Raw genomic sequence first — 12,653 nt, 5'->3', positions numbered from 1 at the left:
CGTAGTCGCCGACCCCGCCGGCCGTCAGGGCGCGGTGGTAGTCGGCGACCAGCTGCCCTTCCAGGGCGGCGCGCAGGGAATGGGCGCGGTGGCCACGATGAGCGCCGAGATCACCCTGGAGAGGCTGGGCCACCGCATGAGCGCCGAGGACCGGGAAACATTCTCGGCCGCAATGGGATTGGTGACGCCGTGGCTGTTGTCCGAATACGACCGGTTCGCCCTGCTGCACGGCGACTACCGCCTGGACAACCTGCTGTTCGACCCCCAGCGCACCCGGGTCAGCGTGGTCGACTGGCAGACGCTAGGCGTCGGCCTGCCGGCCAGGGACCTCGCCTACTTCACCGCCACCAGCCTCTCCAGGGTGATCTCGGCGCTCATCGTGGCCACCGCGCCCATTCCCTGCGCGCCGGCCTGGTCCGGACGGGCGAACGGGATGTCCGGGAAGTCGAGCCAGACGGGATCACACCAACTCGGCGCGTGCAGGCCCGCCAGCGCGGTCACCGCCAGCCGGGCTTCGACCTCGTCGCAGCCGGCGAGCTGATCGCCCTGCACCGCCGGGGCCTGGTCGGCCAGCAGCAGCGCGAACTCCATGGCATCAGCGGAGATTTCGGAGTAGAAGCAGCGCGGCGTCGGCACCGTGACCCGGTCGACCACGGCGGAGTAGAACGCGCACTCGCTGCGGTACCCGATCACCACCCGGTCGCGCACGGTGTCGTCCTGGGCGGGCAGCTTGATCACGAAGGTCGACGGCAGGTCCCCGGGGTCGCTCGCGTAGCGGGCGCTCACCCGGTAGGTGGCGCCGGTCTGGCCGGTGCCGATCGCGACCACCTCGACCTCGGCGACCTGCACGGTGGCGCCGCGGCTACTGAGCGCGGCCGACAACCACGCCGGCGTGACGTCGGCCGGATGACGCGGAATCGACACCACAGCACTCATCGGCAGCTCTCCTCGCAGTCGGCCCGACGCAACGCACAAACCGCTACAGGCATACCACACGCGCCCCGTGGGTCAGTCCGCGAGAATCCGCCACGCCGCGGCCTCGTGCTGCTGGCGCCGGAACTCGGCGAAACGCCCTCCGGCAGCGAGCAATTCGTCGATCGTCCCGTCCTCGGCCACCCGCCCGCCGTCGACGAACAGCACCCGGTCGGCGTGGCTGATGCTGGCCAACCGGTGCGCGACGATCACCTGGGTGCGGGCGTGCGGATCGGCCGTCAACGCGTCGACCACGGCGGCCTCGTTCTCGGTGTCCAGGGCGCTGGTCGCCTCGTCCACCAGCAGGATCGGCGCGGGCTTGAGCAGCGCGCGGGCGATGCTGACCCGCTGACGTTCCCCGCCGGACAGCGCCGACCCGGCCTCGCCGACGACGCTGTCGGCGCCGTCGGGCAGGCGGCCGACGAGCTCGTCGACCCGCGCGAGCGCCACGGCCCGCCCGAAGCGCTCGGCGTCGGCGCCGGGATCACCGGCCAGCACGTTGTCGCGGATCGTGCCGTGGAACAGATAGGGGTGCTGAAAGACGACGCTGCTGGCCGCGCGCCGGGCCTCGGCGCTCAGTGTCGCGGCGTCCACGCCGTCGATCAGGACGCGGCCACGCGTCGGCTCGTGCAGCCCGGCGATCAGCGCGAGGATCGTGCTCTTGCCCGACCCCGACGGGCCGACGATCGCCGTTGTGCTGCCCGGTTCGAGCGCGAAGCGCACCCCGTCGAGCACCGGGGCGCCGCCGTAGCAGAAGGCCACGTCGTCGAATTCGATGCGGGGCGCCGCGCCGGCGCCCGGCAGCGCGGCGGCTCCCGCGGTGAGCACGGGCGCGGTGAGCACCGACCGGATGCGCTCGAGTGTGGCGCGGGTGCTCTCCAGCGCCGGCGCCAACTCGCTGATGGTGGTGTAGGGCTCCAGGTAGCGCACGATGACGACGATCAGCGCGACGGCTTCGGGCACCGTCAGGGTCTTGTCGACGGTCAGCGCGGTGGTCGCCCCGGCCAGCAGGATCAGCGACAGCTGACTGGCCAGGCTGAACAGCAACTGCCCCGGCACCTGCCAAGACAGCAGCCGCATGGTCGCGCCGTGCTGCGCGGCCAACGCGTCACCGACCAGGCTGCGCGCCGGCTCGACGCGGCGGGCGGCGCGCAACGCCTGCTGCGTGCGGGCGAATTCGATGATGCGTTCGGTGAAAGCCGTATTGGCCTGCGCCGCCGCCTGATCCGCGCGCCGCGCCAACCGGGCGGAGGCCCACAGCGCGCCGAGCAGCAGCGGCACGCCGCCCAGCGCCGCCACCCCGAGTTGCCAGGAGATGGGCAGCAGGGCAACCGCGATGGCCGCGGGCAACAGCACGGCCGAGCTGAGCGGCGTCAGCAGGTTCACCACGAGCCCGACGAGTTCGGGCCCGGTGGCGGCGATCGCCTGCCGGGCGGTCGCGGTGTTCTCGGCGGTGAACCAGTCCAGCCGCACGTCGGGCAACCGGTCGGCCACGTCGTGCTGGCTGTGGTCGAGCACCGCGAACCCCAGGTCGAAACCGATGCGCGCGGTGCTGGTGTCCAGCACCCAGCCCAGCGCGGTCGCGGCGGTGAGCCAGCCGAGCCACACCAGCGCCCCGCGCGGCGCGTCGCTGAACAACGCCCCCACCAAGGGCACCAACAACACCGTGGCGACCGCCCGCACGACGACCGAGAGCAGGCCCAGCGCGGCGTAGCGGACGACCTTGGTGCGCCGGTCCGCCGGGACCAGGCCCAACCAGGTGCGGATCATCGGCCACCCCCCTGCGCCGTGCCGGCGGACACCGGGTCGCGGCGGCCGCCCTCCCACAGCCGCCGGTAGCGCCCGTCGGCGGCCAACAGCTCGTCGTGCGTGCCGCGCTCGGCGATCCGGCCGTGATCGAGCACCACGATCTGGTGTGCCTGCGTGATGGTGTGCAACCGGTGCGCGATCACCAGCACGGTGCGGTCCCTGGTCAACCGGTTGAGCGCCTGCTGGACCAGGTATTCCGATTCCGGGTCGGCGAAGGCCGTGGCCTCGTCGAGGATCAGGACCGGGGTGTCGGCCAGGATCGCCCGGGCGATGGTCAGCCGTTGCCGCTCGCCGCCGGACAGCCCGCTGCCGGCGCCCAGCACGGTGTCGTAGCCGTCCGGCAGCCGCAGGATGCGCTCGTGGATCTGCGCCTGGCGCGCCGCGTCGGTGATCTGCTCCGCGGAGGCCTCGGGCACCGCGAGCGCGATGTTTTCGGCGACGGTGCCGTGCACCAGCTGCGTCTCCTGCAACACGAAACCGACCCGCGCGTACAGCTCGTCGGCGGTCAACGACCGGACGTCTTGTCCCGCAACGCGTATCGCGCCCTGGTCGACGTCGTGCAACCGGGCCGCCAGCGCGGCCAGCGTCGACTTCCCGGAGCCCGACGGCCCCACCAGGGCGGTGACGGTGCCGGGCCGCAGGGTCAGCGACACGTCGTGGATCACCGGAACCCCGGGGCGATAGCCGAAGCTGACGTGGTCGAACTCCACCGTGGCCGTCGGCTCACCGCCGGTCCGTGCGCCCTCGCGCACGCCCAGCTCCGGCTCGTCGAGGGTGTTCTGCAGGCGCCGGGCGGCCAGCATGCCGGCGCTGATGCCGCCCACCCCGTAGGCGATGCCGAGCAGTCGCGCGCCGAAGGTGGTGCCCAGCAACAGGAACGGCAACACGTTCACCGGGTCCATCCGGTGGGTGACGACGAGCGAGGTGCCGGTGAGCGCGATCAGCCACAAAAAGGTCGACGGCCGGGTGACCAGGTCCATGAAGGTCTTCTTGCCCGCCAGCGGGCGTTGCCAGGCGACCAGGAAGCCGACGTACTCGTCCAGGCGGCGGCGGAAACTCGACGCGGCGGCGCCCCCGAACACGCGGATCACCGGCTGGCCCTCGAGGTAGGCGCCGGCCTCGCCGTTCATGCGCTCGGCCCAGCGCTGCGACTGCGGGATGCGCGGACCCGACTGAATCGTCAGCGACGACGTCAGCACCAGATAGACCAGGACCGGCAGAAACAGGACCAGGGCGACCCGCCAGTCGACGACGAACAGGTACACCAGCACGGCGACCGGCGCGACGATCGCGCCGACCGCGTCCGGGATGGCGTGGGTGACCAAATAGTGCAGCGACAACGTGTCGTCGGTCAGCAGCTGCTTGACCGAGCCCGACCCGCGGGCCGTGAACCAGCCCAACGGCAACCGGGACAGCTTGCCGAGCAGGCGCGAACGCAGATCGCGGGCGAACCGGGCGTCGACGACGTGCAGCCACAGCGTCAGGGCGGCGCCGAGCAGGGCACCCAACCCCAGCAGCGACACCGCCGCGACTCCCAGCTGCCACAGCCGGGCCGCCGGCGCGCCGGCTACCAGCAACCGGGCCAGCTCGACCAGCAACACGAACGGCGCCAGCTGCACCAGCGTGGTGACCGCCTGCAGCGCCCCGGAGAGGATGAGCGCCGACCGAAGCGGCGCGAGCAACCGGCCGGCACCCTGCGCGCGCCAGTTGCCGCGCGGCGTCGCGACGGCGGGCGCCGCAGCGGGCACCTGGTGGGCCGACTCGAGCTGCGCGGCAACGTCTTCCGCGGACACGGTGGGGGCCACACCGTCGGCCCCGCCCGGCTCGTCGCCGCGGCGGGTGCCCATCGCGCGTCCGGCGCTCCAATAGGCCTGGGCGTGCACCTCGGACTTGGGGAAGCCGAACTCGTCGCGCAGCCGGGCCCGCACGTGCTTGAGCACCGTTGCCTCCGGCGTCGCCCAGGCGTACCAGTCCGACCAGTCCCGGCTCTCGATCGCGGCGGCGAGCGACTTCTCGTCGCGGCGCGCGACCCAGTGCACGCGCAGGCGGGGGTGCTCGGCGATCGGGATCGACGGGTCGTTGGCGTCGTGTTGCTCGAGGTACATCTCGATCGGGACGTCGCCGGGTACCACCCCGATGATGCCGTTCATGCCCGGGATGGAGGCCGAGTCGCCGATCAGCAGGTAACCCGCGGGCTGCTGTTCGGGCGCGTCGAAGCGCGACGAACCCATCAGCGCCATCACCGCGATGGTGGCGCCGGGTTGCACGGCGCGGGCCCATTGCGACGCCGGGCCCGCCGGCTCGTGCAGCACGACGTCGACCGCGAACCGGCCGGCGGCGACGTCGGCCTCGGAAATTGTGTAGGCGCGCTGGAATTCGGTGGTCGATCCGTCCGGATCCGGAAACCAGAACCGCAGCCACGCCGCCGGCTCGGCGTCGACGTCCTCGAACAAGGTCGGCGAGCTCATCCGGATCCGCACGAGATGCGGTGCGATCCGGACGGTTTCGATCACCGTGGCGACGTGGTCGCGGGCGCCGAAGCTCCGCAGCATCACGCCGGAGAAACCCCGAGCCATCAGCGGTCCCTTCCCGCGGGCGCCAGGCCCGCGACGATGTCGTCGATCGGGCGCCCCGGCGGAATCTGCGCCACCAGGCCGCGGATCGATGCGACCAGCAGCAGTCGCAGAAATTCAGCGGCCGACACCTGCGACACGCCGATATGGGCGGCGCCCAGCTGCGGATCACCGGCGAGCCGGTCGGCGACGGCGTCGCGTTCCGCCGCGAACTCGCCGGCGTGGTCTCCCCCCGTCGCGCCGGCGTTGCTCTCCTCGCGGGCGGCCAGGCTGATCGCGACGCTGGCGACCGCGCTGCTCAGCAGGATGGCCGCGTCGGCACAGTAGCCGCGCCGGCTCAACGCGTCGACCTCGGCGGCCAGCAACCGTCGCCCGCCGTCGCCGCGCGGAAACAGGACTTGCAGATACGACGCGAGTCCCGGGTGCGCGGCGGTGAAATCCTGCAGCTGCGCGGCGAACGACACCAGGTGCTCCTCGACGGTCGCGTCGGGATCGTCGCGCAGGTCCAGCTCGCCGAGCAGGCTCTCGCCGACCAGCCGTTCGAGATCCCACCGGCCGTCGACGTGCCGGTACAACGCGGTCGTGGACACGCCGAGCCGCGCGGCCACCGCGCTGATGCTCAACCGCCGCATGCCCAGGTCGCGGCCGATGGCGAGGACGTCGTCCAGCGTGATCAGTGGGGGCCGTCCCCCTTGTCGCGGCGCGACTGTCTGCATCCGGTTCACTCCGACTCGGTAAGTTACCCCCATAAACTAAGGGTTGCCTAACCATAGGTCAACTCCGGTGGGCGGTCGGTAACCTGGACTCATGAGCGGTGACGCGCTGGGCCGGCCGGAGGCGCCGGTGCTGCTCTACGACGGCGTGTGTGGCGTCTGCAACTGGGCGGTGCGCACCATTCTGCGGTTCGACCGGCGCGGCACCCTGCGGTTCGCCGCCCTGCAAAGCGATTACGCGCAAAGTGTTTTCGGCCGGCACCCCGCGATCAAGGACGTCGACTCCGTGGTGTTCGTCGAGGCGCCCGGCGGCGCGGGCGAGCGGGTCTTCGTACGCTCCGCGGCCGCGATCCGCGTCGCGGATTACCTCGGCGGCCCGTGGAAGCTGTTCACGGCCGCCGGCGTGATCCCCGGCCCCCTGCGGGACCGGCTCTACGACGGCTTCGCCGGCATCCGCTACCGCATCTTCGGCAAATACGACACGTGCCCGTTGCCGTCGCCGGACGTGCGGGCCCGCTTCCTCGACGCCTAGTCGCCGGCGAGGTCCGCCTCGGACTCTTTGCGCTTGAGCTCGGCCAACTTGCGGTCGTCGATCGCGGCCTCGCGGTGGCGGGCCGCCGATTCGCGGTGAATCTCGTCGTGGGACGCGCCCTGGCGGATGGTCTGGTCCTGGACCCGCGCAACCCGATCGTGCTGGCGCGCCGACTCCTCGAAGCTGCGCGCGGCCGACAGGCCGGCGTGGGCGGCCCGCTCCCGCGCCTGCGCGGCCCGGCGCTCGGCGCGCGCGATCTCCTGGTCGGTGACCGCCGCCTCGCGCAGTGCGGGCGGCTCGTATTCGCTGGCCATGGCTGCTCCCTCGGGTCCGTGACTACACGTACCCGCCGCCGGGCGGTTGAAGCCTGTCGGCTCAGTGCGGCTGGTTGGCCATGAAGCAGCGCACCCGTTTGGCGGCGTCGTCGGGCTTGACGCCCATGCCGACCAGTCGCTGCACCACCTGGTCGGAGGACCAGCCGGAATCGAGGTCGACCGCGATCACGTGCACGCTGGGAAACCAGAATTCGGCGTTGACTCCCGGCGGCGGAGGCTTGGCATCCCCACCGACGCACGCGACGTAGCCCGGGACGCCGGTGTCGGCGTGCGCCGGCCAGGCCCCCAGTAGCGCGAGCGGCGCGGCGATCAGCGCGGCGCCGACGTGGGTGAACCGCATGGGGGAAAGATACCCGGCCGCGGCAGCGGCTGAGCCGGAAACGCCAGCATGCCCGCCGCGGCGGGCGCTGATCGGTGAGTGCGGGCGGAGGGACTCGAACCCTCACGCTCTTGCGAGCACCGGCACCTAAAGCCGGCGCGTATGCCAATTTCGCCACGCCCGCGGGCCTAGCGATCGTACCGCTCGGTTCGCCGGCGGCGCCCTGAACGGTACCGTCGAGGGGTGTCCACCCCGGCCGTGCAGAAGCATCGCCGCAGGCCCGCGTTGATCGCTCTGGTCGTCGTCGCGGCCTGCGGGTGCCTGGCGCTGGGCTGGTGGCAGTGGACCAGATTCCAGTCCACATCAGGCAGCTTCCAGAACCTCGGGTACGCGTTGCAGTGGCCGCTGTTCGCGGGGTTCTGCGTCTACGCCTACCGCAAATTCGTGCGCTACGAAGAGGCGCCGCCGGAGCCCCAACAGGCCGTCACGGAACTACCCGCGGGGCTGCTGCCCGAGCGGCCTACCCCGGCGCCGCCGCCGCCCGACGATCCCGCCCTGCGGGACTACAACGCCTACCTCGCCGAGCTCGCCCGACAAGACGCCGAAAAACAGAACAGGACCACCGCATGACCACACCGCAGACTCCCGGCGCGCCCGCGTCCGCCTTCCCCGTCGAGAAAATCCGCACCGCCCTATTGGGCTATCGGGTCATGGCGTGGACGACGGGGCTGTGGTTGATCGCGCTGTGCTACGAGATCGTCTCGCACCTGGCGTTCCACCACGAGATCCGGTGGATCGAGGTGGTGCACGGCTGGGTGTACTTCGTCTACGTGCTGACCGCGTTCAACCTGGCGATCAAGGTGCGCTGGCCGTTGCTCAAGACGGTCGGTGTGCTGCTGGCGGGGACGATTCCGTTGGTGGGCATCGTCGTCGAGCACTTCCAGACCCGCGACGTGAAGGCCCGCTTCGCGCTCTAGGGGCGCGCGCCGGCCAGGTCCCGCAGCGCCGGCAGCAGCAGCGCCAGCGCCCGGCCGCGGTGCGACGCGGCGTCCTTCTCGGCCGGGCTGAGCTCGGCGGCGGTGCGGCCCCCCGCGGCGTCGGGAAGGAAGACGGGGTCGTAGCCGAACCCGCCGTCGCCGCGCGGCGCTCGCGCGACGCTGCCGGTCCACTCGCCGCGCACCACCACCTCGCCGCGCTCGGACACCAGCGCGCAGGCGGACACGAAGGCCGCGCCGCGCCGCTCGTCGGGCACGTCGCGCAGCTGCCCCAACAGCAGTTCGGTGTTGGCGGCGTCGTCGCCATGGCGGCCCGACCACCGCGCCGACAGCACGCCCGGCATCCCGCCCAGCGCCGCCACCGCCAGCCCCGAATCGTCGGCCACACTGGGCAACCCCGTCGCGGCGAAGGCGTCGCGCGCCTTGGCCACCGCGTTGTCCTCGAACGTCGCCCCGGTCTCCGGCGCCTCGTCGAACGGCGGCACGTCGTCGAGCGACACCAGCGTCAGGCCCGTCAGCCCGGCGGCGTCGAGCACCCGGCGCAGCTCGGCCAGCTTCTTGGGGTTGCGGCTGGCGACGAGGAGCCGGGTCAGCTGCCGAACGCCTTCGGCTGCGCGCCACGCTCCGGCAGCTCACCGGGGTACGGCTGCGCGAGGGCCTCGCGCTGGGCGGCGAACAACGTGTCACACGACGCCAGCGCCACGTCGAGCAGCTTGTCCAGCGTCGAGCGCGGGAACGTGGCGCCCTCGCCGGTGCCCTGCACCTCCACCAGCGTTCCGGTGTCGGTGGCGACGACGTTCATGTCGACCTCGGCGCGGGAGTCCTCCTCGTACGGCAGGTCGACGCGGACCCTGCCGTCGACCACACCGACGCTGACCGCCGCGATCGCGCACGACAACGGCCGGGGGTCGGACAGCTTGTTGGCCGCCGACAGGTACGTCACCGCGTCGGCCAGCGCCACGAAGGCGCCGGTGATGGCCGCGGTGCGGGTGCCGCCGTCGGCCTGCAGGACGTCGCAGTCGACGGCGATGGTGTTCTCCCCGAGCGCCCGCAGGTCGATGCAGGCGCGCAGCGACCGGCCGATGAGGCGGCTGATCTCCTGGGTCCGCCCGGAGAGCCGGCCCTTGACCGATTCGCGGTCGGAGCGGGTGTGGGTGGCCGAGGGCAGCATCGCGTACTCGGCGGTCAGCCAGCCCAGGCCCGACCCCTTGCGCCAGCGCGGCACGCCCTCGGTGACGCTGGCCGTGCACAGGACCTTGGTGTGCCCGAACTCGATCAGCACCGACCCGGCCGGGTTTTGGGTGAAGCCTCGGGTGATGACGACCGGGCGCAACTCGTCGTCCAGGCGGCCGTCTTCGCGTCTCGTCACGACGCCAACACTAGCCCGCGGTCCGGGCGCGGCCCGCGGTGCGGGGCATCCCCGGTGGGGCCGCTCAAACCCTTTCGGAGCGGCGGATGTCGAACGTCTCGCCGCACACCACCGCGTGCACGGGACCGTCGAACTCGGCCTTGGCTTCGCTGATGACGTCCTCGCGCGACGTCCACGGCGGGATGTGGGTCAACAGCAGTTCGCGCACGCCGGCCCGCGCGGCGATGCGGCCCGCCTCGGTGCCGGACAGGTGCAGCGCGGGGGGCCGGTCGGGCGAGTGGGTCCAGGACGCCTCGCACAGGAAGACGTCGGCGTCGCGGGCCAGCTCGACCAGTTGATCGCAGATGCCGGTGTCGCCGCTGTAGACGAAGGAGGCCCCGTCGGGGTCGGTGATGCGCAGGCCGTAGGACTCGGTCGGGTGCGCCACGGTCCGCGGCAGCACCGTCAGCGCGCCGACCGTGACGGGTTCGCCGTCCACCCAATGGCGGACGTCGAAAATGTCTGAGCAGTCGTCGATTTCACCGCCATACGGCGACGACGCCGCGCCCAGGCGCGACCAGGTGTCGCCGGGTCCATAGAGCATCGCCTTGCCGTCGGGCCGCGTCGGGTGATAGCGACGCCAGACGAACAGGCCGGGCAGATCGAGGCAGTGGTCGGCGTGCAGGTGCGACAGCAGCACGTGCACGGACCCGGGATCGGCGTAGCGCTGCAGGGCGCCTAGCACGCCGCCGCCGAAGTCGATGACGAGGGGTGGCGTGTCCGGTGCGCGGAGCAGATATCCCGACGCAGGCGAATCCGGCCCCACCACGCTGCCCGAGCAGCCGAGCACGGTTATTCGCACGGACACTACTGTGCCATGCCCGATAGGGCGATGACGAAAACATCGCCGCATTGGTGTGATGAGAATCTCGGCATGTTCTTAGTCGATTCCTACGTGCTGAACGGGTTGGACGCCGGTGACCGCCGGACCGAGGAATCGGGCCGCCAATCGGGTGAACGCCTCGGGGTCACCGGTGGCTTCGAAGACCCGCGTCGCGGGCGTTGCGTCGTGCGGGCGCAGCAGGTCTCGTTCGGTGAGGACCCGCAGAACTTCCTTCGCGGTTTCCTCGGCGCTGGACACCAGCGTCACGTTGTCGCCCATGGCCAGCTGGATCAGCCCGGACAACAACGGGTAGTGGGTGCAGCCGAGCACCAGGGTGTCGACATGCGCCCGTTGCAGCGGCTCGAGGTACCCCTCGGCCAGCCCCAGCACCTGCCGGCCGCTGGTCACGCCGCGCTCGACGAAGTCGACGAAGCGCGGGCAGGCGACGGCGGTGATCTCGACGCCGCGGGCCGCGGCGAACGCGTCCTGGTAGGCGTGCGAGTCGATGGTGGCGCGGGTGCCGATGACGCCGATGCGCCCGGTGCGGGTGGTGGCGACGGCGCGGCGCACGGCCGGCAGGATCACCTCGACGACGGGCACGTCGTAACGCTCGCGGGCGTCGCGCAGGCAGGCCGCGGACGCGGTGTTGCAGGCGATCACCAACGCCTTGACGCCGCGGCCCACCAGGTCGTCGCCGATGGCCAGCGCGTGCCCGCGGACCTCGGAAATGCTCAGCGGGCCGTACGGCCCGTGCCCGGTGTCGCCGACGTAGACGATGTCCTCGTCGGGCAGTTGGTCGATGATGGCGCGGGCGACGGTCAGGCCCCCGACACCCGAGTCGAAGACGCCGATCGGCGCCAGCTGCGCGCTCACGTCGCGCCCCGCTTCGCGCTACCGCCCCGGCGGGCGGCCCGCGCTTTGCGTTCCGGCGCGGACAGCCAGTAGGCGGCGGCCACGCCGGCGATTGCCCCGCACAGGTGGCCCTGCCAGGACACTCCGCCGCAGCGGCCGAGCACCGGCATGGCCCCCAGCAGAACGCCGCCATAGGCGAACAACACGAGCACACCGACGATGACGTTGGAGGCGCGCCGGACGAAGACACCGAACACCAGCAGGAAGCTCAGCCAGCCGAAGATCAGCCCCGAGGCCCCGATGTGGTCGGTCGGCCCGCAGCTGCTGCCCACGTCGCCGATCAGCCAGGTGCCCAACCCGCCCAGCACCCACACGATCGCGGTGGCCCACACGAACCGCGACAGCCCGGCCAGCGTCATGAGGAATCCCAGGACCAACAGCGGGACGGTGTTGGCGATCAGGTGTTGCCAGCTGGCGTGCAGCACCGGGGCGAACACGATGCCCCACAGCCCGTCGGCCGTGAGCGGCCTGATGCCGTTGCCGTCCGGCGAGTGCCGGGTCAGCTGGTCGATCAGCTCGACCAGATAGAGCAGCGCCACGAAGGTGATGATGGTCGCACCGCCCACCATCCAGGCAGACCGCTGCCTCGCCTGAGGCTTGGTGCCGGTGCGTCCCCGCGACGTGTTCATGAGCGCCCGCGCTCCGTCAGCGCTGCGCTCGGCGTCGTCGCGACGCGGTCTCACCCATTAGCTGCCCTTTCAGAGCGTCCCCGGCATCGTCAAGGCTACCGGCGCTGTCGCCGGTGCCCCGTTCACCGGCCGAACGCGCCGGGCAGCAGGCCGCGGTAGGTGGGGATGCCGGCGATCGATTCGGCGGCGAGCACCCCGGCCAGCACCGCGTCCGCCAGGCAGTCGGCGGCGGCCGCCCCGACCGCGGCGACCAACGCGGTCTCCGGGGAGAAGGCGGCGGGCGCGTCCGCGGGCGGGGGCACCTCGACCGCCCCCGTCGCCAGCGCGAACACCGTGTCGCCGTCCACCGGGGTGTGGGCCGGCCGGATGGACCGGGCCAGGCCGTCGTGCGCGCTGACCGCGATGCGCCGGCACGCGGCCGGACTGAGCGCGGCGTCGGTGGCCACCACCGCGATGACGGTGTTGAGCGGGTCGGCCCGCTGCCCGGACTTCCCGGGCAGCGCCGCGAGCGCGTCGAGCTCCGCGGCCGGCGGCGGCCGCAGCCCGAACCGCGCGATCGCGTCCGCCATCCACGGCAACCCGGTGGCCCGGTCGACGACCTCGCCGGCGGCGTTCACCACCGCCAGCGCGCCG

At 72.2% G+C, this 12,653-nt stretch carries 14 protein-coding genes, 1 tRNA gene and 2 pseudogenes; 4 read left to right on the top strand and 13 right to left on the bottom strand.

Annotation, left to right across the window (positions count from 1 at the left end; all coding sequences use genetic code 11):
• Window positions 1-79 precede the first annotated feature (79 nt).
• Window positions 80-301: pseudogene (locus A5714_RS27550) on the top strand (phosphotransferase); the annotation flags it as partial.
• A gap of 47 nt (window positions 302-348) precedes the next feature.
• On the opposite strand, the pseudogene A5714_RS26925 reads toward A5714_RS27550, so the two are convergent.
• The 4 genes and pseudogenes from A5714_RS26925 to A5714_RS04375 form a co-directional block, all read right to left on the bottom strand.
• Window positions 349-936, bottom strand: a pseudogene (locus tag A5714_RS26925) (aminoglycoside phosphotransferase); the annotation flags it as partial.
• Between the two features lie 72 nt (window positions 937-1,008).
• Complete coding sequence (locus tag A5714_RS04385) at window positions 1,009-2,742, bottom strand: ABC transporter ATP-binding protein (RefSeq protein WP_068283128.1); 1,734 nt, start codon at window positions 2,740-2,742, stop codon at window positions 1,009-1,011.
• The gene (locus A5714_RS04380; RefSeq protein ID WP_068283125.1) at window positions 2,739-5,357 is read right to left on the bottom strand and encodes an ABC transporter ATP-binding protein/permease; all 2,619 of its coding nucleotides are present in this window, start codon (window positions 5,355-5,357) and stop codon (window positions 2,739-2,741) included. Before A5714_RS04380 ends, A5714_RS04385 begins: the two co-directional genes overlap by 4 nt.
• Window positions 5,357-6,070, bottom strand: a complete 714-nt coding sequence (locus A5714_RS04375; RefSeq protein ID WP_068283122.1) for a TetR family transcriptional regulator — start codon at window positions 6,068-6,070, stop codon at window positions 5,357-5,359. The genes A5714_RS04380 and A5714_RS04375 overlap by 1 nt, the downstream gene beginning before the upstream one ends.
• 91 nt (window positions 6,071-6,161) lie before the next feature.
• On the opposite strand from A5714_RS04375, the gene A5714_RS04370 reads away from it, so the two are divergent.
• Entirely contained in the window at window positions 6,162-6,599 is a 438-nt protein-coding gene (locus tag A5714_RS04370; RefSeq protein ID WP_068283120.1) for a thiol-disulfide oxidoreductase DCC family protein, read from the top strand.
• Here the strand turns inward: A5714_RS04370 and A5714_RS04365 are convergent.
• From A5714_RS04365 to A5714_RS04355, 3 genes are all read right to left on the bottom strand, one after another.
• On the bottom strand, window positions 6,596-6,913 hold the full coding sequence (locus tag A5714_RS04365; protein WP_068073034.1) for a hypothetical protein: 318 nt from the start codon (window positions 6,911-6,913) through the stop codon (window positions 6,596-6,598). The genes A5714_RS04370 and A5714_RS04365 overlap by 4 nt on opposite strands.
• A 61-nt stretch (window positions 6,914-6,974) precedes the next feature.
• Window positions 6,975-7,274 carry a hypothetical protein gene (locus A5714_RS04360; RefSeq protein WP_068073036.1) on the bottom strand — a complete coding sequence of 100 codons (300 nt, stop codon included), beginning with the start codon at window positions 7,272-7,274 and terminating at the stop codon, window positions 6,975-6,977.
• Window positions 7,275-7,353: 79 nt separating this feature from the next.
• Window positions 7,354-7,437, bottom strand: a tRNA-Leu gene (locus tag A5714_RS04355).
• A gap of 74 nt (window positions 7,438-7,511) precedes the next feature.
• On the opposite strand from A5714_RS04355, the gene A5714_RS04350 reads away from it, so the two are divergent.
• Entirely contained in the window at window positions 7,512-7,883 is a 372-nt protein-coding gene (locus A5714_RS04350) for a hypothetical protein (protein ID WP_197513545.1), read from the top strand.
• A complete protein-coding gene (locus A5714_RS04345; protein ID WP_068073066.1) occupies window positions 7,880-8,230 on the top strand; it encodes a DUF3817 domain-containing protein in 351 nt (116 codons plus the stop codon). The genes A5714_RS04350 and A5714_RS04345 overlap by 4 nt, the downstream gene beginning before the upstream one ends.
• Here the strand turns inward: A5714_RS04345 and rdgB are convergent.
• The 6 genes from rdgB to A5714_RS04315 all read right to left on the bottom strand — a co-directional run.
• Entirely contained in the window at window positions 8,227-8,841 is a 615-nt protein-coding gene (gene rdgB / locus A5714_RS04340) for an RdgB/HAM1 family non-canonical purine NTP pyrophosphatase (RefSeq protein ID WP_068073068.1), read from the bottom strand. The genes A5714_RS04345 and rdgB overlap by 4 nt on opposite strands.
• Window positions 8,838-9,617 (bottom strand): ribonuclease PH, encoded by a 780-nt coding sequence (rph, locus tag A5714_RS04335; RefSeq protein ID WP_068073069.1) that lies wholly within the window; start codon window positions 9,615-9,617, stop codon window positions 8,838-8,840. The genes rdgB and rph overlap by 4 nt, the downstream gene beginning before the upstream one ends.
• Window positions 9,618-9,681: 64 nt before the next feature.
• Entirely contained in the window at window positions 9,682-10,464 is a 783-nt protein-coding gene (locus A5714_RS04330) for a cyclic nucleotide-degrading phosphodiesterase (RefSeq protein WP_068283114.1), read from the bottom strand.
• A 72-nt stretch (window positions 10,465-10,536) separates the two neighbouring features.
• Complete coding sequence (gene murI / locus A5714_RS04325; RefSeq protein WP_068283112.1) at window positions 10,537-11,352, bottom strand: glutamate racemase; 816 nt, start codon at window positions 11,350-11,352, stop codon at window positions 10,537-10,539.
• Window positions 11,349-12,020 carry a rhomboid family intramembrane serine protease gene (locus A5714_RS04320; protein ID WP_156747166.1) on the bottom strand — a complete coding sequence of 224 codons (672 nt, stop codon included), beginning with the start codon at window positions 12,018-12,020 and terminating at the stop codon, window positions 11,349-11,351. The genes murI and A5714_RS04320 overlap by 4 nt, the downstream gene beginning before the upstream one ends.
• Before the next feature lie 122 nt (window positions 12,021-12,142).
• Window positions 12,143-12,653: P1 family peptidase (locus A5714_RS04315; protein WP_197513544.1), on the bottom strand; the 511-nt coding region annotated here is incomplete at its 5' end.

The organism is Mycobacterium sp. E2462 (genome assembly GCF_001672685.1).
Classification (GTDB): domain Bacteria; phylum Actinomycetota; class Actinomycetes; order Mycobacteriales; family Mycobacteriaceae; genus Mycobacterium.
Note: the sequence above shows the minus strand (reverse complement) of the source record. Positions and strands in the feature narration are given on the sequence as shown.

Coding starts and splice junctions, on each gene's coding strand:
- A5714_RS04385 (WP_068283128.1), bottom strand. CDS start 2,742: ATGATCCGCACCTGGTTGGGCCTGGTCCCGGCGGACCGGCGCACCAAG.
- A5714_RS04380 (WP_068283125.1), bottom strand. CDS start 5,357: ATGGCTCGGGGTTTCTCCGGCGTGATGCTGCGGAGCTTCGGCGCCCGC.
- A5714_RS04375 (WP_068283122.1), bottom strand. CDS start 6,070: ATGCAGACAGTCGCGCCGCGACAAGGGGGACGGCCCCCACTGATCACG.
- A5714_RS04370 (WP_068283120.1), top strand. CDS start 6,162: ATGAGCGGTGACGCGCTGGGCCGGCCGGAGGCGCCGGTGCTGCTCTAC.
- A5714_RS04365 (WP_068073034.1), bottom strand. CDS start 6,913: ATGGCCAGCGAATACGAGCCGCCCGCACTGCGCGAGGCGGCGGTCACC.
- A5714_RS04360 (WP_068073036.1), bottom strand. CDS start 7,274: ATGCGGTTCACCCACGTCGGCGCCGCGCTGATCGCCGCGCCGCTCGCG.
- A5714_RS04345 (WP_068073066.1), top strand. CDS start 7,880: ATGACCACACCGCAGACTCCCGGCGCGCCCGCGTCCGCCTTCCCCGTC.
- A5714_RS04320 (WP_156747166.1), bottom strand. CDS start 12,020: ATGAACACGTCGCGGGGACGCACCGGCACCAAGCCTCAGGCGAGGCAG.